The sequence below is a fragment of the Paenibacillus sp. J22P15 genome, assembly GCF_056269345.1.
Genome location: NZ_JBWDNT010000002.1, coordinates 312,398 through 338,236 on the forward strand (window position 1 = coordinate 312,398; position 25,839 = coordinate 338,236).

Annotated in this window: 16 protein-coding genes; 14 read left to right on the forward strand and 2 right to left on the reverse strand. The window is 43.5% G+C overall.

Features of this window, described 5'->3' with window-relative positions; all coding sequences use genetic code 11:
• Positions 1-12 precede the first annotated feature (12 nt).
• Together AC0YN6_RS06250 and AC0YN6_RS06255 are read left to right on the forward strand one after the other, a co-directional pair.
• Positions 13-4,089, forward strand: coding sequence for an InlB B-repeat-containing protein (locus tag AC0YN6_RS06250; protein WP_475745778.1), 4,077 nt, complete (start codon positions 13-15; stop codon positions 4,087-4,089).
• Positions 4,090-4,307: 218 nt separating this feature from the next.
• On the forward strand, positions 4,308-5,591 hold the full coding sequence (locus AC0YN6_RS06255; RefSeq protein WP_475745779.1) for a Gfo/Idh/MocA family protein: 1,284 nt from the start codon (positions 4,308-4,310) through the stop codon (positions 5,589-5,591).
• A gap of 89 nt (positions 5,592-5,680) precedes the next feature.
• Here the strand turns inward: AC0YN6_RS06255 and AC0YN6_RS06260 are convergent, their stop codons facing one another.
• Both AC0YN6_RS06260 and AC0YN6_RS06265 read right to left on the reverse strand, forming a co-directional pair.
• Positions 5,681-5,842, reverse strand: a complete 162-nt coding sequence (locus AC0YN6_RS06260; protein ID WP_475746282.1) for a DUF3502 domain-containing protein — start codon at positions 5,840-5,842, stop codon at positions 5,681-5,683.
• 164 nt (positions 5,843-6,006) lie between these two features.
• Positions 6,007-8,358 (reverse strand): helix-turn-helix domain-containing protein, encoded by a 2,352-nt coding sequence (locus tag AC0YN6_RS06265; RefSeq protein ID WP_475746283.1) that lies wholly within the window; start codon positions 8,356-8,358, stop codon positions 6,007-6,009.
• Between the two features lie 181 nt (positions 8,359-8,539).
• On the opposite strand from AC0YN6_RS06265, the gene AC0YN6_RS06270 reads away from it, so the two are divergent.
• The 12 genes from AC0YN6_RS06270 to AC0YN6_RS06325 all read left to right on the forward strand — a co-directional run bounded on the left by AC0YN6_RS06270 (position 8,540) and on the right by AC0YN6_RS06325 (position 25,836).
• Positions 8,540-10,075 (forward strand): ABC transporter substrate-binding protein, encoded by a 1,536-nt coding sequence (locus AC0YN6_RS06270; RefSeq protein WP_475745780.1) that lies wholly within the window; start codon positions 8,540-8,542, stop codon positions 10,073-10,075.
• Between the two features lie 324 nt (positions 10,076-10,399).
• Entirely contained in the window at positions 10,400-11,260 is an 861-nt protein-coding gene (locus tag AC0YN6_RS06275) for a helix-turn-helix transcriptional regulator (RefSeq protein ID WP_475745781.1), read from the forward strand.
• Between the two features lie 306 nt (positions 11,261-11,566).
• On the forward strand, positions 11,567-16,570 hold the full coding sequence (locus AC0YN6_RS06280) for a ThuA domain-containing protein (RefSeq protein ID WP_475745782.1): 5,004 nt from the start codon (positions 11,567-11,569) through the stop codon (positions 16,568-16,570).
• Positions 16,571-16,716: 146 nt separating this feature from the next.
• Positions 16,717-17,208, forward strand: coding sequence for a thioredoxin domain-containing protein (locus AC0YN6_RS06285; RefSeq protein WP_475745783.1), 492 nt, complete (start codon positions 16,717-16,719; stop codon positions 17,206-17,208).
• A gap of 202 nt (positions 17,209-17,410) precedes the next feature.
• Positions 17,411-18,889 (forward strand): sugar ABC transporter ATP-binding protein, encoded by a 1,479-nt coding sequence (locus tag AC0YN6_RS06290; protein ID WP_475745784.1) that lies wholly within the window; start codon positions 17,411-17,413, stop codon positions 18,887-18,889.
• A gap of 28 nt (positions 18,890-18,917) precedes the next feature.
• Entirely contained in the window at positions 18,918-19,889 is a 972-nt protein-coding gene (locus tag AC0YN6_RS06295; protein ID WP_475745785.1) for an ABC transporter permease, read from the forward strand.
• Between the two features lie 34 nt (positions 19,890-19,923).
• Positions 19,924-20,982 carry a substrate-binding domain-containing protein gene (locus tag AC0YN6_RS06300; RefSeq protein ID WP_475745786.1) on the forward strand — a complete coding sequence of 353 codons (1,059 nt, stop codon included), beginning with the start codon at positions 19,924-19,926 and terminating at the stop codon, positions 20,980-20,982.
• Positions 20,983-21,037: 55 nt separating this feature from the next.
• Positions 21,038-21,889, forward strand: a complete 852-nt coding sequence (locus AC0YN6_RS06305; RefSeq protein ID WP_475745787.1) for a sugar phosphate isomerase/epimerase family protein — start codon at positions 21,038-21,040, stop codon at positions 21,887-21,889.
• A gap of 15 nt (positions 21,890-21,904) precedes the next feature.
• Positions 21,905-22,729, forward strand: a complete 825-nt coding sequence (locus AC0YN6_RS06310) for a TatD family hydrolase (protein ID WP_475745788.1) — start codon at positions 21,905-21,907, stop codon at positions 22,727-22,729.
• Positions 22,730-23,590, forward strand: a complete 861-nt coding sequence (locus tag AC0YN6_RS06315) for a sugar phosphate isomerase/epimerase family protein (RefSeq protein WP_475745789.1) — start codon at positions 22,730-22,732, stop codon at positions 23,588-23,590.
• The gene (gene eboC, locus AC0YN6_RS06320; protein ID WP_475745790.1) at positions 23,587-24,459 is read left to right on the forward strand and encodes a UbiA-like protein EboC; all 873 of its coding nucleotides are present in this window, start codon (positions 23,587-23,589) and stop codon (positions 24,457-24,459) included. Before AC0YN6_RS06315 ends, eboC begins: the two co-directional genes overlap by 4 nt.
• 27 nt (positions 24,460-24,486) lie before the next feature.
• On the forward strand, positions 24,487-25,836 hold the full coding sequence (locus tag AC0YN6_RS06325; RefSeq protein ID WP_475745791.1) for an alkaline phosphatase family protein: 1,350 nt from the start codon (positions 24,487-24,489) through the stop codon (positions 25,834-25,836).
• The last annotated feature ends 3 nt before the right edge of the window (positions 25,837-25,839 follow it).

The following is a 25,839-nucleotide window of genomic DNA, read 5'->3' on the forward strand; positions in this document are numbered from 1 at the left end:
AGTTTATCGATCATGCAAACGAAACGAAGACTTTTATCCATTATTCTTACATTATGTTATTTGGTCGTAACACTAACGCCTACACCATATGCTGCTGCAGCGGAGGCAACAGGTATCCCAAAGGGAAATCTTGCCTATAACTCCAACGTAACGGGGTCCAAGTATGATTCAAGCGGCCAGAGCTCCGGTAATTGGTGGGGAGGTGCCCCATTTTCACTCAAAAACATAACAAGCGGCACATTGAATACAGATTTATGGGTTGCACCGGGCGCAAATGGTACTCCCGGAACTCCTGGTAATACGGCCTCCAGTTATCTTCTCATCGATTTAGGAACAGAAAAGACGATGAATGTTGTTAAAATTTGGAATTATTTTCGCAATCATTCTGCATCAGGATTAAGAACGTATCATAACCAGATTGTTCAGCTTTCGACAGACGGCAGCAACTGGGTCAACGTATTCAATCAGGATGTCAACAATGTCGCTCATCAGGATCCAAAGGACTCGAACAAGACATTTGCAAACGACACTCTTGTAAACGGAACCATTACCGGTGTTTCGGCCGGAAAAGACGCCGAATATCAGGAGGATACAACTGCTGGAGGTCATCAGATTGAGTTTGAACCGACAACTGCACGTTACATCAGATGGTGGGTTGGAGGTATGACCGGCGAAGTCTCCAACAATAACATTCCGCAGATGGTGCAGTTACAGGCGTACTACATGAACACCATCACCTATGATTATAATGACGGAATTAACCCTTCAACTACTGTAAAAGCGATCAACGATACTGTATTAACAAAGCCGAGCGACCCTGTTTCCCAAACATTGGGCCAAGTTTTCGACAAGTGGACAGTGAATGTTGCCGGCGGAACAGCTTGGGATTTCCAACAGCCGGTAACAGGTGACATGAAGCTTGTGGCTAATTGGAAATCCGTTCCAGTATATACCGTTAAATTTTCTTCCGGCGAGAATGCGGAACCAATAAATGTAGAGGTCACGAAAGGCGATACGGTGGCCCCTCCTGAAGGTCTGATAAGAGATGGTATGATTTTGGTAGGATGGGAGCTTAACGGCGTACCTTTTGATTTCTCCACTCCTATTACAAGTGATATCATTCTGACAGCGATATGGGTACCTGTGCCAAGTGCAGATGCTTCTGTAATTCCAGCAGGTTTGTTGAATATCGTGCTAAACAGCGCTGGTCAGATTACGAACCTTATCAACACTCTTGATGGTACCGACTATGCTACAACCAGTCCAGACGGCAAGACGTCTTATCTGATGTCCTTAATTGTAAACTATGCTCCGCATTATCCAACTGCGGTACATTATGCAAAAGGGAGCGGGAAATTAACCTTTGATTTTGCTTCTATAAAGGGCAAGGCAACCGTAAATGTTGAGGAAAAAGGCGGCTATACCACCTTTACACTGACAGATTTGAAATTACCGTCGGAATTGTCGGCGCAGGCAGTATTATGGGGTCCCATCAAGGTTGACATAAAATCAGGCGGTCAGGTTGCAGGTGTTGCTTACAACGACAATTTCGGACTCGGAATTCATAGCTTGAACAATAAGACCATCGGCGGTTGGCCGGTTGAGTATAACAATTTAAGCTACCCATCGGATCTTCCGAACGTTAACGGATACCCGCATCCTCTTAATACAAGAGGTTTTAATAATATCGCAGCTGCTTTCAACACATGGGGCAGTGCGTTGCAGGCATACACCTGGGATTATACGAAGCCAACCAAGCGTAAGATTCAGGAATGGAATGCCGCTTCACCTACGCGCACCATTCCCGCGCTTACTGGTGATTACGCGGGCGATGCGAGCATGATAGGCTCTTCTATTGCCTTGTACGGGACAAGAACTCCCAATATTTTAAACGTTTTATCCAACATAGAGGTAAATGAAGGCTTGCCGCACCCAACGATTAACGGTGAGTGGCAAAAGACCTCTCAGGAAACAGCACAGGATTTCCTAGTATTTACCGATAATATGTACAATAATATTGACAATGACTCCAAGATGGCCCTCGATTCAGGTATTAATTACATCTACGGGCAATACGGCGCGTCAGGTCCATGGATTACAGACGGTGGATACCAGTTTAACGGCAACTTCGGCGGTTCCGATGCGGCGGCAAAACAGATGGTAGACATCGCGGCAAGCTACGGCATTAAGGTGGGTGTTCATACTTTATCGAACGAGATTTCCCCTGGCGATCGGACATACATGAATCCACTTGCTAATGCCGGGCTTGCAAGTGCGGGCATTGCGAATCTGACAAGAGCGATGTCAGATACCGACACTACCGTATATATCGATAACGGTAAGGAATTCTCACCTGATTTTGTCAACGCAGCAGGCTCAAACAGTGTTCTTATCGACAATGAAATAATTGCTTTTAGCAGCTCTACTAAAGTGAGCGACAACGAATGGCAATTGGCAGGTGTTGTGCGCGGATATCGTGGAACTACGGTAAGCGCTCATGATGAAGGAACTTCTGCTAAGCTGCTTTTCTTCTATTATGACAGATATATCGCGGATCTAGAATTGAATAAGCAGATGACTGGCCGTATGGCAGATATATTTAATAACTTAGGTGTCCATGCAATGTCCTATGATGCACTTGAGGCAACCAAAATGACCACTTACGGTGCTCTTAATTTCGGCGCATTTCCTATCTCCGTTTATAATGGAATAAATGCAGCCAATAAAGACGGATTTATTACTGAAGCAAGTGATATGGGCTCAAATTTATGGAATGTAACATCAAGAATCAGCTGGGGAGAATCCGATACACCGGTTAATCTCATTAATAATTATTTGGAGTTCTACGGTCAGAATTTTTTCCCGAAAATGATTGGCTGGACATACACCCACGGAGGTCATGGAGCTTCCGACGAGCCTAACCTGCTTATGAACCTTGCTATGAAAGCGGGTTGGGATGCTGGAACCGGTTGGTATGTTACTGCAAACACATTTAAACAAAGACCTTACATGGCAAAGGAAATCAAGCTTTGGAACAATGCGATAAAACATGGGGCGTTTGTTGTAGGTGGTGAATTCACTTCTGAAGTGCAGGCTGATATGAGAAAAGCTTGGTCTAACGGGAAGGCGTGGAAGCTGACTGAGGTTGTAGCGGATCAGCAATGGACCTTGCAACAGGTTACCAAAGACAATAATTTCACACCTATCGGAAACGCAATAACCTTGAATGCAACAAACGATATTAATGTTGTGCAATCTGCAAACGGTGATATTGCTACAAGCACAAGTCTTAACTATTCAAGGGCGCACAGCGGAGACACTGTGACTATTTACCCTCAGGCATATTCAGGCTTTCAGCTTGACGAAGCTGCTTTGACGGTAATAGGAGCGGACAATATCGTATATCCGATCACGGCAAAGGGTGACGGTACTTACACATTCCAAATGCCGTCGCAAGAAGTTACGATTACGGCACAGTTTAACAAAGAAATACAGAACGGAAATCCTAAACTAACTGCTTCGGGAGCCGCCAGTGTCATTGTTGGTCAATCCTTTGATGTGACTTACGAATTGAGCGGAGTTACAGAAAGCGTGTACGCGCTGGACCAAACGATTCATTATGACCCGTCCCAACTAGAAATCCTTTCTGTGGATGCTCTGAAAAGTGGATTCTCGGTCATCGGACAAAAAGAGGATTCAGGCCAAATACGAATTCTTATGGCAAGCTCTGAGGTGGGGGGCGCGATAACGGACACGACAAATGTTTTGAAGCTGCGCTTCAAGGCTAAAGCTGTCGGACAAAATGTAACGAGCTCCGTTTTCTTGAGTGACGTAGCTGTCTCGGGTGCAAACGGGAACGAAATAACGGTCAACAATGGTGAAGCATACACGATTCAAATTATTGCCGCATCAGCAGCTGGCGACTTGAATAAAGATGGTAAATTCAGCATTGGTGATCTCGCTCTAATCGCAGCTATTTATGGAACGACTTCCACTGATTCGAACTGGAATCCGCAAGCGGATATGGATAATAATGGTAAAATAGACATTGTTGATCTTGCAGCTATTGCTAGATTGATACTAGGTTAACTCCAAATTGAGGGGAAGGTGTAATGCCTTCCTCTTTTTTTTGATCATGCTCAGTTTTGCTGGTTATATCAACATATAGGTGGAATTTAGAGAAAAGTTATTAAATAGTAGTCGATTAGTATTACTTTTTTGAGAAATGCAGTTTTTTTATTATTTTCAAAACGGAACAATCTATTTAAGCTGATATTAACTAATAATAGGTAAGGAGCAAGTAGGATATGAAAAAAATTACTGCAGCATTAATCGGAGCCGGACAAAGAGGGGCGGGGGCTTACGCACCCTATGCCCTGCAACACCCAGAGGACATTGAATTCGTTGCTGTTGCGGATGCCGATCCTGAGCGAAGGGAGCGATTCCAAACAGCTCACGGTGTAGTGGATGAGAATTGTTATTCCAGCTGGGAGGAACTGCTTGCAGGACCGAGACTAGCCGATGCGATTCTCATATGTACCCAGGATAAAATGCATTTTGAGCCTGCGCTGAAAGCATTGGAGAAAGGGTACCATGTGCTTATGGAAAAGCCTATGTCACCCGATCCGCAAGAATGTTTCATTATGGGGGAATATGCTAAGAAATATAATCGGGTGTTTTCGGTTTGTCATGTACTTAGATATACGGACTTTTTTGCGACGATCAAACAGATTATTACGGATGGAAAAATTGGCAAACTCGTTTCGATTCAACATACGGAAAACGTTGAACATCGTCACCAAGCTCATAGCTTTGTAAGAGGAAACTGGAGAGATTCAGAAGTTTCGAGTCCGATGATTTTGGCGAAGAGCTGTCATGACATGGATATATTGCAGTGGCTTGTTGATGCAGATTGTACTAAAGTTTCATCCTTCGGCTCATTAACTCATTTCCGCAAAGAAAGTGCGCCGGAAGGCGCGCCAAAGTACTGTTTGGACGGATGCCCCGTACAGGACAGCTGCCCTTATTATGCACCTAAAATGTATATTGAACGAGATGATTGGGTGGGGGAAGTGCTTCGTACTGTTGTTAGTAACGACACAAGTGACGAGGGGGTACTTCGAGAACTGAAGGAAGGACCTTATGGAAGATGCGTGTATCATTGCGATAACAACGTGGTCGATCATCAGGTAGTGAACATGGAATTCGCAAATGAAGTAACTGTTGCGTTCACCATGAGCGCCTTTACGTATGAAGGCGGGCGCTCGTTGAAGCTGATGGGCACTCATGGTCAGATCAGAGGCGATATGGAGAAGAATGTCATTGAAGTGACGAACTTCGTTACTAGGGAGACAGAGACAATCAATCTGGAAACGGATTTGGCGGGTCATGGCGGCGGCGACACAGGTATAATGAGAGATTTCGTGCGTCTTGTTCGCAGCGATGGGAAGGAAGAAGGGCTTACAGGTGCAGATGCCTCTGTAAAGAGTCATCTGATTGCTTTCGCCGCAGAAAAATCGCGTTTGGAGAGCCGAGTTATTTTGATGGCTGATTATATTAACGAATTAAAGAATAGTAAAGTTGAAGTATAGAAGAACTTAGATGCTAATAGAGATAATAACCAAACAGTGTTCAATAGACTGTTTGGTTATTATTTATTTATATGGTGTTAATCAATTTTTTATTTACTTGCTTTCCAGGCGTCGATTTGCTTCTGCATTTCAGCGACAATTTTGTCGGCGCCCGCATCTTTCATCTTGCTCAAAAACTCATTATATTTACTTTCATTGATAGCACCGAGCTCAATGCCTCTGTAGAATTCACCAAAAACGGCGGACAGCAGACTTGAGCACCGTTACGACTTTTTATCTTAGAGATTCTTTATTTTTTGTTACGCCATTTAAGTGAATTTTGGTGTTTTATTATTTTTTTGTTGTTTAGTTTTGTGAGGTTATCAGCCTATACTAAGGCAAACTGTGAGACAAGCCTAGCAAAAAGTTAGGTATGCTAGATCGACGTTTTTTTCTCGGAAAGTTTGTACTGCGTAAGCGATATACCGAAACGTTTTTTGAATAACGTATAGAAGTAGTTTGACTCTTCCAATCCGCATTGTTCTAAAATTTGCTTGGTTGTTAAGTTACTGTTATCGAGCAAATGCTTGAAATGAGTCATTCGAATATCGGTAATGTTCTCTGCTACGGATTTGCCGGTCGCTTCTTTAAACAACTTCCCCAAATAGACGCTCGACATTTGGAATTCATCCGCGATTACGCGCAAGTTCAGGTTTTTGTCGCGGTATTGATCTTCGATCAGCTTCATGATTCTTGTTTTGATCGAAGTATGTTTGTTTTGTTTATTCTGCTCAATGACTCGAATGATGTTAGAGAATAGGGATGAAAAGAAGTCATGGATTTCATCTAATGTTTCATATTGTTCGATATTTTTGAACAAGAGTTGAATTTCGTTCGATATTTGAAGATCGTGATTTTCCAAAATAACGTTAAAGTTCGTTCGCACCATAAAGATGAGCTGCATGATCGACGAAAGCAAGTGTTCATAGGTCGTTTCGAGAAGCATGCTAATAAAGTCTTCATAGGCCTCATTGCTTTTGTCGAGACTGCCCGATTTCAAGGAATCGATCAGTATCTTGGCTTTACTCTCGGGAAAGGTTACGGGCATATGGTTTTTCGACTCCCGGTACGAAGGGGTCAACAAACTTCCATGGCCTTCCAAGATGCGATACAAAGACAGCGCAAGCGTATCCGAGTACGCCTCGTTGAGCTGCAGATTCGAGTGAATAGGCAAACTCAGGGTAGCGGAGAAAGAGAGTTTTAAGTTATCTCGCACAGCGGCTTGCGACATTTCGATAAGCCGCTTGATGACGGCTTCCGTCATTTCCTCGTTTTCCGAAAGGTTGATTTCCAATAGAATCACAAGTTGGTCGTTCTCGAGATAGATTACTTCCGCTTTATATTCCTTTGAGACGATTTCATTGAGGATATTGGCAATCCCGAATTTCAACAGCCAACGGTCTTTTTCATTATATCGGTCGAGAAATTCGCGGTAATAGTCAATACGGATCAGAAGCAATCTTAGCGGTCCGACCAGATTGACGTGAATGCCGAACTCTTCTTGACTAAGCAGAAGCTCCTCTTGGCTCATATACCCATTGCCAAGCAGCATATCTTGCAGCCATTTGTTTTTTAGCGGACCGAGCTGCTCTCTTTGTTTATGTTCCCATTCATTGCTTTTGGAAATCATATCATGGAAAACGTTTTGCAAAAAATGAATTTCATTTGACGGTTGGTGCGAGGTCGAAAAATGTTCATGAACGGTTTTGACCAATTTGCCCATCGGCAAATATAGCGATCTAGACATGGCGAACGAAAAAAATAAACCGAGTCCGAGTATGCCAATGCAAATCCAGATGGTAGACGTTTTAATCTTTTCGGCCGCGCCTACGAAAGTCGAATAGGAAGTTAAACTCATGAACGTCCATTCGGGCTTGTCGGAAGACACGTAAGTCACTTGATAGTCGCGACCGTTCAAATGGGTTTTGAAGCTACCGGAGGCTTCACTTGCTGCAAACAACGTTTGGGCATACGGCTCTTGGAGGACGCTTTTAAGAAACATCGATTCCGAGGCATGGTTCATAATCGTACCGTAGGAATCTACCACGATAATTTCGTTTCCAGTGCTATCCGTTTCGTTATTTAAGGATGCAATTAAACTGCGTAGCACTCTTGCATCAATGTTGACTACAACTGCTACGCGGGCAGAATGAACCTGTTCCAGAGAATCAGGAAAAATATAGGTGTATACATTGGTGGATTCCAGACCATGGGTCGCTTGCGACATCGATATTTTTCTTGCTACAGGCATTTTGGAATCAGATATTTGGTTCACCGATTCCAGCAATGTGAAAATACCTTGATCGTAGAAGCTTTCTTTTGTATAAAAACTGCCCGTCTCCGTAGAAGTAATGCGATTCATTTCGAGATTGACCGTGTATACCGAGTGCACATAATCATTCGGAAGCGTGAGATTATCCAGGTTGTGCAGCGCTTCCCCCAGCCTAAACATATCGCTGTCCCAAGCGTGCAGAAGAACGGAGGTGCTCGGACTCATGATAACGGCGTTCATGAATTTGCTGACCGCTGTATTCAAGTAGTTCATACTGTAGCTTGTTTGCGATAAGATGGATGTGTTCATCCGATTCACATTATCAAGCGAAACGGCGAAGAAACTTTTATATAGAAGCACCGATAGCACGATGGTAAGGGAAGTAACGGTGATCGTCAAAGTCAGCAAAAGTTTAGAAAAAAAGCTTATTCTAGGAGATTTAAGGAAAAACGGCATCAAAGGGCTAACCTCCATAAATAGAATCGTAATACGTTAACCTCTTCTCTATTTCCCTTCACTTATCCTTCTTTACTATTTTAGTAAATGGGAATTTCGAATGTTTATGTAATATTTAGTTATGATTTTAATAGATTTTTTTTGTTATTATTTGTATTTTGGTTGAGGGGGTAAAGAGATCATGGGAACGGAGTTTTGGCGGCCAAAATTGACATTAACCATAATGCTCACAGTAACCTCATTGCTTTCGGGATGCGCTTATAGCAAACCTGCGGAGTTATCGGGAAATACAAATAGTGAAAACCCGAAGAAGCTTCCGTATGTGGAGCTCAATTATTACTTTCCCGCGCCTCCCCAAAAGGATTTGCAGGCAGTCAACGATGAGCTGAACAGGTTGATTAAGCCCCAAATCAATGCCACCGTGAAGTTAAATGCGATCGATCTGGGTAATTATGATAAAAAGATGAGCTCGATTATCGCTTCAAGAAAAACGTTCGATCTGGCGTTTACGTCGACATGGATTAATAACTATTTTCAAAATGCGGCCAAAGGAGCTTATATCGAGATTGACGAATTGCTTAACCGATATGGCGCCCGGACGAAGGCGGGGGTGCCGGCTAACATTTGGGACGCTGTTCAAATAGACGGCAGGCTTTACGGGGTCGTCAACTACCAAAACATGGCGACGAGCTATGGATTTGACGTGCAGAAAGTGATAGCGGACAAATATCGTTTCGATTGGAAAAACGCGAATACTCCAGATGACCTGGAGCCTCTGCTGGAAGCCGTGAAAAAAGGTGAGCCGGACAAATTTCCGCTTGAGTATTCAATGACTGCGGATATTTTTGTAGGGGCGGCGCCACTATACGGCTTCGACATTATCGGGGATCAGAAAATGCCCGGCTGGGTCCGACTGAACGATAAAAACTTAAATGTCGTGAATCAGTATGAGTCGACGGAATTCAAGGAGTTTATCGCCCGTTCTAGAAAGTGGTATGAAAGAGGGTATTTCCGTAAAGACGCTTCCACGACGAAAGAGATTGCGGCCGACAGGAAGGCAGCCAAATATGTAATCGCGATGCCGTCTTATCAGACGTTCGATTCGACGGAAGATTCTTCCGTGCTCGGAGGACTAAGATCGATTACAGGCGTCGATTGGTACAGGAAGCGTTTCACCAAGCCGATCATAACGACGGACCGCGCAGCGGCTGCGATTACGGCTATCTCGAACACATCCCCGAACCCGGAGCGGGCAATGATGTTTCTTGAGCTATTGAACAACGATCCGAAAGTTGCCAACTTATTGAATTTCGGGATCGAGGGCATTCATTATAAGAAAATAACTGATACGCGTATTGAACGTTTCAAAGATAGCGGATACAATCCGAATATTCCATGGGTGTTCGGGAACAATTTTATTTTATGGAAAACGGAAAACGATACGGACGATTCGACTGAGAAATGGGATCGATTGAATAAAACTTCTGATGTATCTCCGATCTTGGGTTTCACATTTAATCCAAAAGCCGTCAAATGGGAAATAGAGCAATGTCATATCGTGATTGATCAATATTTGTCCGCATTGACGACGGGGACGGCAGACCCGGACAAGATCTATCCCGAATTTATCAGCAATTTGAATACTGCCGGCGTCCAAAAGGTGATTTCAGAGAAACAGATACAACTGGACGAATGGCGTATCGCCAATGGAAAGTAATTCGAAAGGAAAAAAAACCTTCAATTCCACGCTTCGACAGGTGGTATCGAAGGTTTTTTTTGTCGTCGTTTTATTTATTATTCGCAAAAGTACATTTTTTGGTGAATCTGTTATTAGGAATTGGTAGTTTTATCGTTTTTTTGTAGTTTTTATTGGATGTTAGAGATCGTAAGATGGGCATGAGGCAACCATACTGCCAGATACAAAAAGTGCGATTGAAAAGGAGGAGAATGACATCGATATTGCCGACCATGCGGCGCAGTGAAACACATGGCGGGTGTGGAGTCTGTTTGTTATCAAGCTAATCGGAGGTGGGGATAAATTATGCCAATCATTTTTTTAGATTCACCTAACTTTTTGTCAGCTAGTTTGGTTCGATGCGATCGCTCAGCTGTGCACCGATTTATTCCGAATCCACACACAAGTATCTTTTTTCTTCAAGAAGGGCGCGGGGAGATCTATTACGACAACCAGAAGCTATCGATCTTGGAAGGAGATTTATTCGTCATTCATCCGCACTCGGAATATCGCTTGAAATCAACTGTGGGCAGCTGTCTTCAAGGAATTATCATCTCTATCAACAGGTTACATATTTCTGGGTTGCCGCAAGGGGTATTGCTTGAACCTCAAATGCTGCCAATATTAAGTATGGAGAGAGGGTTCGATCATTTTAATCGTTTGTTTTCGGATATTTATGAAGAAGCCAGTACTTCCGCCATTGGATCTGCGGAGATCATCGCGTCCATGCTTCGAACCTTACTCATTTTGTTCTACAGAATCACGGGGCATTGCAAGCGGACATCAACGATGTCTATCTCTCATGTTGTAAGAGATTACATCGATATGAATTATTCAAAAGATCTTTCATTAATTGAATTGGCGGGAATTGTATATGTTAGCCCCTATCATTTGGTTCACTTGTTCAAAGATGAAATCGGAACGTCCCCTATTCAATATATGATTAAGTGTAGAATCGATAAAGCAAAAAAACTTCTTATAGGGACCAATCTTACTGTAAAAGATATCTCTTTGAAGGTTGGTTATCCAAATGCCAACTACTTTAATCTTTTGTTTAAAAAAATAACGGGTGTATCGCCTGGAAGGTTTAGAAAGATGCCATCAGATCGTGAAAGACATGCCGAAATAGCAGTTTCCTCGCATAATTCGTATATCGCTCTTGATTAGTATATTCATTGAAATGAATACCACAAGAAACTATAACATTTTCCTCAATTTAGTTAATTGTTCAGACCAACTGTTTCCATTACATTAATTTTATGCGTTTTGCTTAGCCATACGTTGCACGAATTATGAAGGCGCTGTCAACGGAAAGAAACTGTTGTTTATATAGGATTCTTTTTGGAAGGGGGGATAGCGAAAAGTAGAATTGTACAATTTTGAAGTTAGGAAATGAGGTGGACGAGCAACACAACCTGTACTTAAACAAAGCATAATCGTTTTTTAACAGCTATATAGGAGGTTAATGAAAAAATGAGACAACGACGTTCGATTATATCATCATTTTTGTCTGTTGTTATATTTTTGTCAATGGTCCTGTTGCCAATTAGCTCTGTAATTGGTTCTGGAGAAGCATCCGCACACGAAGGTGAGCTTCACAAGAAGGTATTGGTGATTACGAAAACAACTGGTTTTCGACATGCGTCCATTGATCAGGGAGCTAAAGTGGCATTGCCAGAGATGGCGAAAAAATACGGTTTTGAAGTCGATTTCACGGAGAATGCCGCAGACATCAATGCCGCTAATCTAGCGAAATACGATGTTGTCTTTTTTGCAAGCACGACTGGTAATTTTAGAGATTGGGGTTTAACAGAGCAGCAAAAGCAAGATTTCATGGATTTTATTAAATCTGGAAAAGGTTATGTAGGCACACACTCCGCAACCGATACCGGATATGATTGGGCGGAATACGGCGACTTGACAGGGGCTTACTTCACTAACCATCCATGGACGCAAAAGGTAACCTTCAATGTGGAGGATGAAAACCATCCGGCGACATCCCATCTAGGTCCATCATGGGAAGCGCTTGAAGAAGTGTATTACTTTAATGAAAGTCCCCGTACCAAAGGGAAGCATGTTCTCTTAAGCTTGAATATGACTAGCAACGGTGTTACAGGCAGTCCGTTCGAGGATCATCCGAATGCTTGGTGCAGTCCTGTCAGCGAAGGAAGAATGTTCTATACAGCCTTGGGTCATCATACGGAAACTTGGTTTAATGAAGATTTCCAAAAACATCTTCTAGGTGGACTCCAGTATGCATGGGGTGAAGCAACCGATACGGATTGCGACGAACCATCACCGAGAGTGGGCTTGCAAAAGCTGTCCCTCACCAACACGATATCAAGTCCTGTTGGTTTGGATATCGCCAAAAATGGCACGGTCTTTGCTATCAGCTTGCTTGGCAAAGTCTATGAAGTATCACAGGATGGGGATACAAAAGAGATATTAAATATCCCAACCACCCTTGAAGGTGAACACGGATTAATGGGAATTGCCCTTGATCCTCAATTTGATGAGAATAATTACATGTATTTGTATTATACGGATCCTGTGAAAACAGCGAATAACAAACTGATTAACCATCTTTCACGGTTTACTTACCAAAACGGAAAGCTCGATGCAGCCTCAGAGCAGCTCTTATTGGAGGTTCCTTCGGATCCGGGTTGTTGCCATCAAGCCGGTTATGTCGCATTTGGTCCGGATGGAAAATTATATTTGACGTCTGGAGACAATGGTTTGCCAACAAGTGGCCCGCAATTAGGCGCTTTGCAGACATCCCAGAACTTAGATGATATGCGTGGGTCCATTCTGCGCATTAATAAGGACGGTTCCGCTCCGGGAGACAATCCATTCTATACGGACAACAATCAACGGGATGCTCGAGATTTCATTTATGCATACGGATTCCGAAACCCGTACCGTATTTCCTTCGAGACAAAGTCAAACGGTAAAATGATCATTTATGAAGGGGATGTTGGCCCAGATGGAACGTTTAACGGGGGAGTTAACGGAGACTTCGATGAATTCAATGCCGTAACCGCTCCTGGCCAAAATTTCGGTTGGCCATACGGAATTGGCAACATAGCTTACAGCAAAGAAACACACGGAAATAGCAACATCGACACTGCTTTATTTGCAGAAAAGTTTGCCCAAACCAAAAAGCCTATTGCATTCTATCCATATGCCAATAAAGCGCCTTGGGGAGGCGGAGGAAGATCGGCAATGGCAGGTCCGGTGTATAACTATACGGGGCCCAATGCGATTCCTGGCCTTCAAGGTAAGTTCTTGGCATACGATTTTGCCCGCCAATGGGTTAAAGCTGTTTCCACAGATGATAACGGAGAAATCACAAAAGTCGATGATTTCCTATCCGGATTGCTTCTCCCGATTGACATGAAGGTTGGCCCGGACGGTGCGCTTTATGTCGCCGAATTTGGAAGCTCTTGGAACGTTGATCCTAACGAATCCATTACAAAAATTTTCTATGGAAAAATGGAAAGAAAGCCGGTAGTCAAGGCTAAGGTAGATTCGACATCAGGACGCACGCCGCTAACTGTCCATTTCGATACAACAGGAACTGCGGATCCGGATGGCGATGTCATTACTTATGCGTGGAATTTCGGAGACGGACAAACATCAACGGAAGCAAACCCAACACATACGTATACGGCAAACGGGGTTTATAACGTCGTATTGACTGTAACAGACAGTACCGATAAATCTTCCGTTTGGAACACAAGCATTACGGTAGGCAATACCGTCCCTAAAGTGAAAATCACCTCACCTGAGAACGGACAATTCTATACTAACGGGCAAACTGTCACTTTATCCGTAGATGCATCTGACGAGGAAGATGGAGAGATCCCGTGTGGAGAAATTGAGTGGTCTGCGTTGCTGCTTCATGACAGTCATTACCATCCAATGTCTCCGAAAACCGGTTGTCAAGTTGAATTCACCTTGCTGGACGAAGGACACGGACCGGAAGCGAAAATCGGATGGGAAATCATCGCGGAAGTAACCGATAAGGGAGCGGAAGGTTCAGCGCCGTTAAGCGCGAACGATTCCATTACGTTCAGGAATAAGCGCGTTCAAGCTGAAGACTTTGATGAACAGCAAGGAATCCAGCTTGAGGCCACATCCGATGTTTATGGCGGTGATGCCGTCGCATATATCGATGCTAATGACTGGATCCTATTCAAAAATATTAACATGAAAGACATCAAAAAGATGTACTTCCGATCGGCATCCAACAATGCCCAAATGAATATCGATGTGCGCTTGGACAGCCCGACTGGCGAGAAAGTAGCGACAGCTACAGGAACAACCACCAACGGATGGCAAAAATGGACAACACTTACCGCCCATATCAACCGAACAACATCAACCACAGCCGAAAGCAGTGACTTTCATGATGTTTACCTTGTTTTCCCGACGGGTGCTTTAAACGTAAATTGGATCCAGTTTGCGTTTGCTGGAGATGCATTCCCTTCAGAAGCATGCAGCACAACCTGTGTTGAGCCGCCGAACCTTAGCGGCGCAATTAATAGATCCGGTTGGACCGCAACGGCTAGTGATTCAGCAGCGACAGAACAGACATCCAAAGCGTTTGATGGCAATATTGCGACCCGTTGGACAACTGGAAAGGTTGCAAAGCCGGATATGTGGTACCAGCTCGACATGGGTAAAGTGCAAAAAATTAATCGTATCTATGCCGATCACGGGACTAGTACCGATTTCTTCCGCGGCTATGATTTGCTTGTTTCTACGGACGGACAAACGTGGACTAAAGTAGCAAGCAAAGATACAAACTGGAGCGGCGGATCTCAAATGGACGAAAGCTTTGAGCCCGTTGATGCGCGCTATGTTAAAATCGTGAATAAGGGAGCAAGCTCTAGTTGGTATATTTCCATTCATGAATTGTATGTATTCGATGCGGCGAGCGCTAAGACGCTTAATAGCATAACAGTGCCAGCACCGATAACGGGAGTAGCCAACGGAACAGCAAAGACGGCAGCAGACCTTGGCTTGCCTTCCAGTGTAGAATTGGTTACCGATACTGGAAAAGTGAATGCCGATGTAACATGGAATGTTGGAGCTTCAAGCTATGACCCAGCTCTAAAGACTGCACAAAACTTCACTGTCAATGGAACTGTAACTTTGCCGGCAGGGGTGGCAAATCCGAACAACGTGGCATTGACAACGAGCATCAGCGTAACTGTACTTGCTGCATCGCGCCCGGCATTGTCCGTTCAGATCGAAGCAGAAAGCTTTGATTCCAAGTCAGGCAGCATTACCATCGAGAATAACACCCAGGATACAGGCGGCGGACAGCATATGGGATTTATTAAAGACGGAAATTATTTAGTATTTAAAAATCTTGATTTTGCCAGTGGTGCTTCGGAATTTAATGCAAGAGTATCTGCAGATCAATCTGCAGGCGGTACGATCGAAGTCAGGCTGGACAGCCCGACAGGTACAGTAGCGGGAACGCTTACTGTCAGTGATACGGGTGGATGGTTGAATTTTAAGACGCTAACTACCCCAATTACACCTGTTACTGGTATTCATGACGTATACCTTGTGTTTAAGACTTCAAGAAACTATGTAGCTAACTTAAATTGGTTTAAGTTCGATGTGAGCAGCAAACCTCAATCTACTTTGACAGGTTCACAGCAGGTGAGCTCTGGACAAACATTCGATATAACGATGGGGTTAAGCAACGTTACGCAAAGTGAACACCAGGTAATGTACGCTCAAGATTTGACGCTTCACTATGATCCGGCGAAATTGCAGTTCGAATCGGTTGCATCGCTGAAGGACGGATTCCAAGTTATCGATAAAAGGGAGTCTGTGCCGGGACAAATTCGGATTGTGGCTGCAAGTGTGAAAACGGATCAAGGGGTACTTGGCGTACCTACACAAGGTGATTTGCTCTCATTCAAATTTAAAGCTAAATCTGCAGCTCAGTCGGCCAATACGACAGTTTCCATAGACCAGGTCGCTATTGCCAACGGACAGGGGATAGAACTGACCGTTGATGGATCTTCTCACGAGATTAAAATCAGTATAGCGGTAGATAAATCGCAATTGAATGCGTTGATCGCAAGCGCTCAGGCTAAGCACAATGCAGCAGTGGAAGGAAATGAGGACGGCTTGTATGTGGTTGGATCTAAAGCGCAATTGCAGTCGGCAATCGATGCGGCTCATGCGACAGCAAACGATCCAAGTGCCACTCAGCAGCAGGTAGATGATGCTAAAGCTGCATTGGATGCGGCAATTCAAGTGTTCGAATCCATGATAATTACCGCAGATATTAATGGAAAAAGCGGTATCACGATCGGAGACTTGGGTATTGTTGCAGGGGCATACGGTAAACAACCAGGTGAGGCTGGCTGGAATGCGAAAGCGGATGTTAATAAAGACGGTAAGGTTGACGTAATAGACCTTGCAATCGTAGCTAGAGCGATCTTGAAATAACACTAAGCCGCACTTTAGCGATAGTTAGAGCAGATCGGTAACGAAATGGGGGGGGAGATCTATTATTCTCCCCCTTATCTTTTGGAATGAGAAATTTTCTAATTCGCTAATCATTTGGACATGAACAAAGGAATAGGTGAGGCAGCATGAAAAAAAATTATTGGCTGGTGTGCGGCAGTGTGTTGCTTATTCTCATTTTATTGGGGATAAGGAATTATTGGTACGATAGAACAACAACTGCGATTGACGAATCGCAGGTTGGTCTTAATGAGATGAAAGGAACGGTAGAAGAGGTTAGCACCCGGCTAATGGACACTATCAACTCTGATGTGCAAAGTTTTATCTACTTGTATGAACCGAATTGCAAATTATGCAAGAAGATGGAGCCGATCATAAATGCGTCGGCAGAGAGAAATGGAATTACGCTTCAGCGATTGAATCTCCATAAAAACAAGGATGTTCGAGGCCTAAAAAATGAAAAGGGAATTCCTCTAATAAACTTTTATAAGGAACTTCCTGCAGTCGCATACTATAAAAATGGTTGGCTGATTGCTTGGACTGAGGGTGACCAATCGGAAAAAATATACGATGAATACTTTGAGCATTTTCGCTTTGGTGACGAAGACGAGCACGAATAATGAACATGAATAATAGGTAACAAGAGCAGGGACAGTTCTGCAGTCATTTTCACGGCTGCGGGGCTGTTCTTTATTTTATTCATTTATTTCTAATAATCACAAGAATCTATAACTTGTCCTCAATTTAGTTAATTGTTCGAGCCAACCTATTCATTTACGATTGGACTATACCTTATTAAATCATCAGGAAGCAGGTAGAGAGATGCTGCTGGAAATGAAGGGGATAACGAAGAGCTTTTTCAAAGTGAATGCGCTTAATCAAGTGCAACTACAACTCGATAAGGGAGAGGTCATTGCAGTAGTAGGGGAGAACGGCGCCGGCAAATCTACTTTGATGAAAATACTTGCCGGCATTTATCAGCCGGATGAAGGCGAAATCTATTTGCGCGGAAAGCCGGTGACGATCACCTCGCCTAACGATTCAAAACGGCTTGGAATTTCCATTATTCATCAAGAATTGAATCTCATCCCTCAGATGAGCGTGGCGGAAAATATATTTCTTGGACGAGAGCCAAGGAAAGGCGGCGTCTTTTCCGATTTTGGATCGATGGTGCGCGAAACGAAGGTTTTATTGGAAAGGTTTGATTTGCAACTAGACCCGCATGCGCTTATAAGCAGCCTGAGCATAGGTGAACAGCAGATCGTGGAGATTGCCAAAGCGATGTCAATGAATGCGGAAATACTGATCATGGATGAACCGACCGCTGTTCTTGAGGAGAACGAAGCGCAAAAGCTGTTTGAGCTGATTCGTCAGTTTAAAAGCAAAGGGGTGGCCATCATCTATATTTCCCATCGTTTAAACGAGCTGAAACAATTTTGTGACGCGATCACCGTGCTGCGCGATGGGCAATTCGTGACCAGACTTCCAATGGAGGGGTTATCAGAGAGCGAAATCGCAAATTTAATGGTAGGCCGTGAGCTAAGTGATCTTTACCCGGACAAAAGAAATCGATTTGGCGATGAGATCTTAAGGGTCGAGCAGCTTACACGAAAACCGCATTTTGAAAATATCAGCTTCTCGGTGAGGAGAGGCGAAATTGTTGGCTTCGCTGGATTAATCGGTGCCGGTCGCACAGAGCTCGTAAGAACCATATTTGGCGATTGGCGGCCGGATGACGGCTCCGTTTATTGGAAAGGCAAGAAAGCAGCCTTTAAGAGTCCGTTAGATGCGGTGCAAGCAGGTATCGGGTTCGCTACCGAAGATCGGAAACGGACAGGACTTTTTCTGGAGCTGGGGGTGATGCAGAATGTATCGGTAACCTGCTCGGATAAAGTAAGTAGATGGAGCTTTATCCGTCGAAAACAGGAAAAGAAATTAGTAGAGCAAAAGGTAAATGAACTAAACGTCAAAGTGAATAAGCTAACAAGACCTGTCAAAAATTTAAGTGGCGGAAATCAACAAAAGGTAGTTTTGGCGAAGTGGATAGCTTCTGACAGCGAGTTGTTTATTCTGGATGAACCGACCCGGGGAATTGATGTGGGAGCCAGAAAGGAAATCTACGAGATGATTTCCAAATTGGCAGATGATGGGAAGGCTGTGATCGTCATATCATCGGAGCTGCCAGAAATTTTGGGATTATGTAACCGCATTCTTGTTGTGCACCACGGCAAAATTAAAGGAGAACTCGATCATACCGTGGCTAATGAACAAAATGTTATGGCATTAGCTACAGGACTTTAATGAAATAAAATGAGAAGGAGTATAATGCATGCCAACTGCAGCAACAGTCAAAAAAGAAGTAAAGCAAGATCAAAGCTGGATTAAATATGTATGGGATCAATACAGCGTGTTATTCGCACTTATTGTGTTAGTTGTTGTTGCTTCCATATTAAGCGAACACTTCTTGAGCGTTGCCAACATTACGAATATATTGAGACAGGTTTCCATTATCGGGATCTTATCACTAGGCATGACGTTTGTGATCATACTGGGAGGGATTGACTTATCGGTTGGTTCCATCTTAGCTTTATCCGGCACCGTCGTCATGACTGCTCAGGTGAATTTCGGTTCCTCCATTATCGTGTCGATTTTACTGGGGTTATTGTGCGGCCTATTCATCGGTCTAATTAACGGTTTGATGGTGACATACGGAAAAATAACGGCATTCATTGCTACTTTGGCCATGATGACGATCGCAAGATCTTTAGCTCTTTATTATGCAGACGCAGGCGCCATTTCGGGTATGAATTCCACTTATGCCAAGATCGGGAACAGCTATGTATTAGGCATTCCGATTCCCGTTATCATTTTTGCAGCGATGGTCATTCTAGCTTACATCGTGCTTGAGAAAACGGTGCTGGGAAGACATATTTATGCTGTTGGAGGCAATTCGCAAGCAGCGCGTCTATCCGCCATTTCGGTATTCCGAGTCACTATCATATCGTATATGATTTGTGGATTTACAGCAGCTATCGGTTCGATTATTGAAACTTCCCGTCTTAACTCCATTTCTACTTCAACCTCAGGAAATATGTATGAATTGGATGCCATTGCAGCTGTTATTATTGGCGGCGCCAGCTTGGCCGGAGGAAAAGGTCGCATTCTTGGCACCTTGTTTGGCGTTCTTATATTGGGAGTTTTAAGTAATATTATGAATTTGTTAAATATTTCGCCGTACTTGCAGGGAGTAGTTAAAGGCTTAATTATTGTTGCGGCTGTCTTACTTCAAAAGAGAGACTAACAACAAAATATTATATTAATTGGAGGGTCAATCGATGTTGAAAAAATTATGGGTAATGCCAGTGGCTTTAATGCTTGTTTGCGGAACTTTGATTTCAGGTTGTACGGTGGAGAACGCCGGCAAGCCAGCAGTTGCAAACAATACAGAGAATAAGAATGAGAATTCAACTACGGATACGGAAGCAGCAAAGGGTTCTTATACGATCGGGATATCCCTTCCTTCTGCGGATCACGGATGGATGGGCGCATTGGTCGCTAACGCCAAAGCGGAAGCGGAAAAGCACAAAAATGTGAAATACCTCATGTACACAGCGAAAGATCCGGCAAAGCAAACTTCCGATATCGAGGATTTGATCACCAAAGAAGTCGACGCTATTGTCATGCTGCCGATGGAATCGGCTGCTTTAACTCCGGCAGCTGAAAAAGTAGGCAAAGCAGGAATCCCGCTTATCGTCGTGGACCGTGCCGTCAATACGGAAAACTATCGTACTTATGTTGGTGGAGACAATTACGGCATAGGTTATGGAGATGCCAAATATTTAGTAGAGGAATTGAAGGAGAAGAATGGTAAGCCTGCGGGTAAAGTCATCGAGATTTCTGGTGTGCCGTCTACTGTTACCGATCTCAGATCAAAAGGATTCCGCGACTATATTAAAGATTATCCGGAAATTGAAATTGTGGCCACTCAGCCTGGTGATTTCACAAGAGAAAAGGCGCTGAAAGCAACAGAGAACATTTTGCAAGCGAATAAACAAGTGGATGCCGTCTATTCGCAAGATGACGACATGACAGTAGGGATTGTCCAAGCGATTCGCGATGCGAAACGTGATAAAGAAATGTTTATCGTTAGTTCCGGCGGAATGAAAGAAGTTTATCAAATGATGAAAGAGAAGCAATCCCCCGAGGTTATCGTATCTCTGACCTACTCGCCTACAATGGGAGGAACTGCCGTTAACTTGGCAGTAAAAATTATGGAGAACAAAGGTCTGGAAGGATTCTGGGAACAATCAGTGCCGCATCACATCGTACTGGAAGCAACTCCGGTTACTCCGGAAAACGTAGATCAATTCATTAAAGAGAATGCCAACTATTGATTCGTTGAAAGTAGATTTGAATTTGAATAATCTGGTTTGTTATTAGGAGGTTCATATGCGATACGCGATCAGCAGTAATGCTTATACTCGCTACTCTTTGATTGAAGCTATTGACAGCATTCATAATTGCGGGTATTCGGCATTGGAGATTCTCGCCGACTTTCCTCATATTAGTCCTCTAGATATTCCTTATCATGAGGTGAAACAGGTAACGCGCAAGTTGGAACAAAGGGGAATGTCAGTAAGCAATATAAATGCCAATACTGCGGTTTGTGTATATCCAATGGCTCAGAACTGCGGAGAGACCATATTTGAACCTTCTTTATGCAATCAAAAAGAAGAAGTGCGTCTTCAAAGAATTCAGTATACCGAAAGATGTATAGACCTTGCCGTGGAATGGGGGGCCTCTTGCGTCAGTATTACATCCGGCAAGAGTCTAGCTGGGAATCATCCGGATCAGGCATATGTTTTGTTGGTTGATTCATTGTCCCGAATTTTGGAATATGCAGAAAAAAGAAATATACGGATCGGCATTGAATACGAACCGGGATTATTAATTGAAAATGCAAATGAAGCCATGCGGGTCATTGAAGCATTCGATTGCGACCTGCTCGGCGTAAATTTGGATATTGGACACGCAGAAGTTGCTGGCGAGCCGCTCGCAGGAACAATAAAACGATTTGGCAACAGGATTACTAATATTCATCTTGAAGATATTCGCGGACGCAAACATTATCATTTAATTCCAGGGGAAGGCGACATTAATTTTGAGGAAGTTTTGGATGCGCTTCAATCGATTCAATATGATCGCTTTATAACGTTTGAAATTTATTCGTACTTCCAGGATCCCGACACGGCGGCAAGACAAGCACTTGCTTACATGCAAAATTATAATATTACATGCTAAGGGGAGATAAAGAATATGCAAATCATTGATCCACATGTCCATATGTATTCGAGAACGGTAGATGATTATGAAAGAATGTCAATAAGCGGTATTGAAATGGTCGTTGAACCTGCATTCTGGCTTGGCAGCGAACGGACATCGGTTCATACGTACTATGATTATTTCAACCATATCTTGAACTTTGAACCAACAAGAGCCAAAAAGTATGATATTGAGCACTATTCATGTATCGCCGCGAATCCTAAAGAAGCAAACAATTTGGAACTTGCCCTTCAAGTCGTTGAAGGAATGGAGCCATTCCTAGAACACCCGAGATGTCTGGCGATCGGCGAAATCGGATTTGATAAAATTACGGATGCGGAAGAAATAGTGATGCGCCGGCAGATTGAGCTGGCTAAGAAAAAAGATATGCTTGTTATGGTTCATATCCCGCATGTTAATAAACGGGAAGGTACGATAAGAACGATTGCAATACTGGAAGAAATCGGAATTCGACCTGATAAGGTATTGCTGGATCATAATATTGAAGAAACCGTTGACCTTGCTTTGGAATACGGCGCCTGGGCTGGTATGACCGTATACCCGGGAAAAATTACACCTGAGAGAGCGATTGCTATTATGCAGCAATATGGAACGGATCGGATGATGATTAATAGTGCGTGTGATTGGGGACCGGCTGATCCGCTCTCTGTTCCTCGCACTTGCAAAAAAATGAAAGAAGCCGGATTTTCACAAGAAGAAATTCAAAAAGTCGTTTGGGACAATCCATATCAATTCTATAAAATGTCTGGAAAATTACAGATTCAGAATCATAGGTTCGAAACAGTAGGAGGAATCTAGATGAAACTGGGTTTCAGCGCAAATGCGTATAAAAGATTCGATTTACGGACAGCAATCGATACCTTGAAAGAAATTGGTTTTGAAGGAATCGAAATATTATGTGACATCCCGCACGCCTATCCACCCGATCTAACCCAATCCCGAAGACAAGAAATCAAATCAAAAGTCGAACAAAACGGCATGGAAATATGCAACTTGAACGCATTCATGTTATATGCTCTTGGGGATTGCTGGCGCCCTTCCTATATTGAACGGGAAGCAAGCGAGAGACGGAAAAGGATCAACCACACCTTAAGCTGCATTGATTTGGCTGCAGAGTGGGGGGTCCCTCATCTCTCCATTGAACCAGGAGGACCGCTTGACGGAGCGAAGGAAGATTGGGCATTGGATATATTCGAGGAAGCGATCCATGAAATTGCCGAACACGCAGAAAAAAAAGACGTAATTGTTATGATTGAACCTGAACCGGAGCTATTGATCGAGACGTCCACGCAATTTCTAAAGTTTATGGAACGTATCTCATCACCCCATATCGCTCTTAATTTTGATATCGGTCATTTCTACTGTGCAGGGGAAGATCCTGTACAATTGGTTCGCCAATTGGCGCCATATACAAAGCACTATCACTTAGAAGATATTTCGACTTCAAGAATACATCATCATCTCGTTCCTGGCGAAGGGGGGATTGACATAAGAGGCGTACTCTCCGAAATTGCAAAAACAAATTATGAGGGTTTTGTTACGATCGAACTTTATCCTTATGAAGAAGATCCGATACCTGCGACAAAAAAAGCATATGAGTATGTCTCATCAATCCTCCAAGAGCTGGACGATGCAAAAACAGTAATTAAGGGTTCATGATGAAAGCTTATTTACAACTTCTTCGTGTTCCCAATTTAGTAACATCCGCAGGCGATGTGTTGGCTGGGGCGTTCATTGCCGCAAGCCTTGCTTCAGGATTCTACGATAGGATGTGGCTGTTGCTGCTTTCTTCCATCCTGTTATATGCGGGAGGCGTTGCTCTAAATGACGTAATGGACGCCTCTATTGATCAAATGGAACGACCTGAACGGCCTATACCATCCGGGAAAATTAGCAAGGGCGTTGCGGTCTTTTTGACTTGTTTGTTATTTTCAGGAGGTATAATCCTTTCGTACGCTTTCAGTCCATTAAGTTTTTATGTGGCTCTGACCTTAGTTTTGTTCATTGTTATTTATAATACATGGGCCAAAAAGTACGGCATTCCGGGCGCAATGGTAATGGCAATATGCCGAGCGCTTAATTTATGTCTAGGATTTTCATTTTTGCCTGAATATTTTTGGGATTTTGCGTTATTGGGGTTATTTCCTTTCTTCCATATTATCGGTGTAACGGCATTGAGCCGCGGGGAAAATTACGGGTACGCAAGGAAGACTATTGTATGTATTGCGCTGATTCCACTCGGCATTGCTGTAGGTTTGTTCAGTTTATCGATGATAAAAGATTCTGTATGGCCAACACAGCTGCTTTTTATTGCACTTTATTGTTTTTTTGAAGTGTTCGCTTTATATCCTGCCATTCGAGATCCTAAACCTTCATTTATTAAGCGTGGAGTGAAATATGGCATCTTGTCACTGCTGATTTTAAATGCAGCGCTCGTTTCTATATTCGATGGCGGTCTTCATGCATTAATTGTAGCTTCTCTAATTATCGTATCATGGTTGTTGTCGCGATCCATATCCATGACCTAGTGAAATCAGAAAGGTAGGAGAACATCTATGATCAAGAAGGCAAAGCACGTAGTTGTGCTCGATTTGGTTGGCTTAACGCAAGCTCACCTGGCAGAAAAAGAATTAACACCAAACCTAAACTCCATTGTTGCAAGAGGTAGTGTATCTAACCTAAGACCTGTTTTTCCTGCAGTTACAGGATCGATGCAAGCGACATTAACGACAGGCGTTGAACCAGTTCGCCACGGGATTGTAGGCAACGGTCGCTTTGACCGCAAGTCAAGAGAGGTTTTGATGTGGGAACAGACGATTGCTCCGCTAGAGGCAGAACGCATATGGGAAACGTTAAAACGGCTTGATCCTGATTCGACAACTGCCGTTTTATTCATGCAGCATATAAAGTATGACAGCGCAGACTTTATCGTTACCCCGTCGCCCATGCATCTGGAACAAGGAATGGAAGAGTGGTATTTCTCCAATCCTCCAGGGTTATACGAAGAAATCGCAGAGAAGCAGGGGCCTTTCAAACTGCATTCCTTTTGGGGGCCGTTGGCAGGTGTAGCTTCGAGCGAGTGGATCTCGAAGGCTGCCCTCCATATTTTTGAAAACCATAAACCAACATTAACATACGCCTATTTGCCAAATATGGATTACCAAGCTCAGCGGTTTGGCCCTGACAGCAAAGAGCAACGACAAGCGGTTAAGGAGATTGATCAGATCGTCGGACAGTTTGTAGATTCGCTTGAGGAAATGGGAGAATTGGATGATACGGCAGTGCTTATTCTTTCTGAATATGCGCTTCATCCCGTGGAGACACCCATTTATTTAAACCGTGTTCTTAGGGAGCAAGGTTGGCTAAAAGTAATTGAACTTAACGGAAAAGAGTATTTGGATACTTATCATAGCCAGGCATTTGCCGTAGTAGATCATCAAATAGCTCATATTTATATTAATGATCTTGCGATTATCGATGATGTTAACCGAGTGTTACAAGCAACAGACGGGGTTGACCAAGTGCTTGGCGATTCCGGTAAAGAGGAATGGAGCTTAGGCCATCCAAATGCAGGTAAACTCGTAGCCATTGCCGAGCGAAATGCATGGTTTACCTATTACTGGTGGAATGACCCGGAAGCAGCTCCGCCGTATGCGACAACCGTTGATATCCATCGCAAGCCCGGATACGATCCGGTAGAGCTGTTCATGGATTTTAAAACGAAGTCAATTCCTTTAACGCCTGAACGCATTCGGGGCTCACATGGCGTTCTTCCTGTAACAGACGAAGATTTAGTAAGTCTTATTGCTATAGGTCCGTCTCATGATATCATCAATCAATCGCGCGTATGGCAGGCAAAAGATATTCCTTCAATTATCTTTAATCTATTAGGCCATGATTCATAGGGA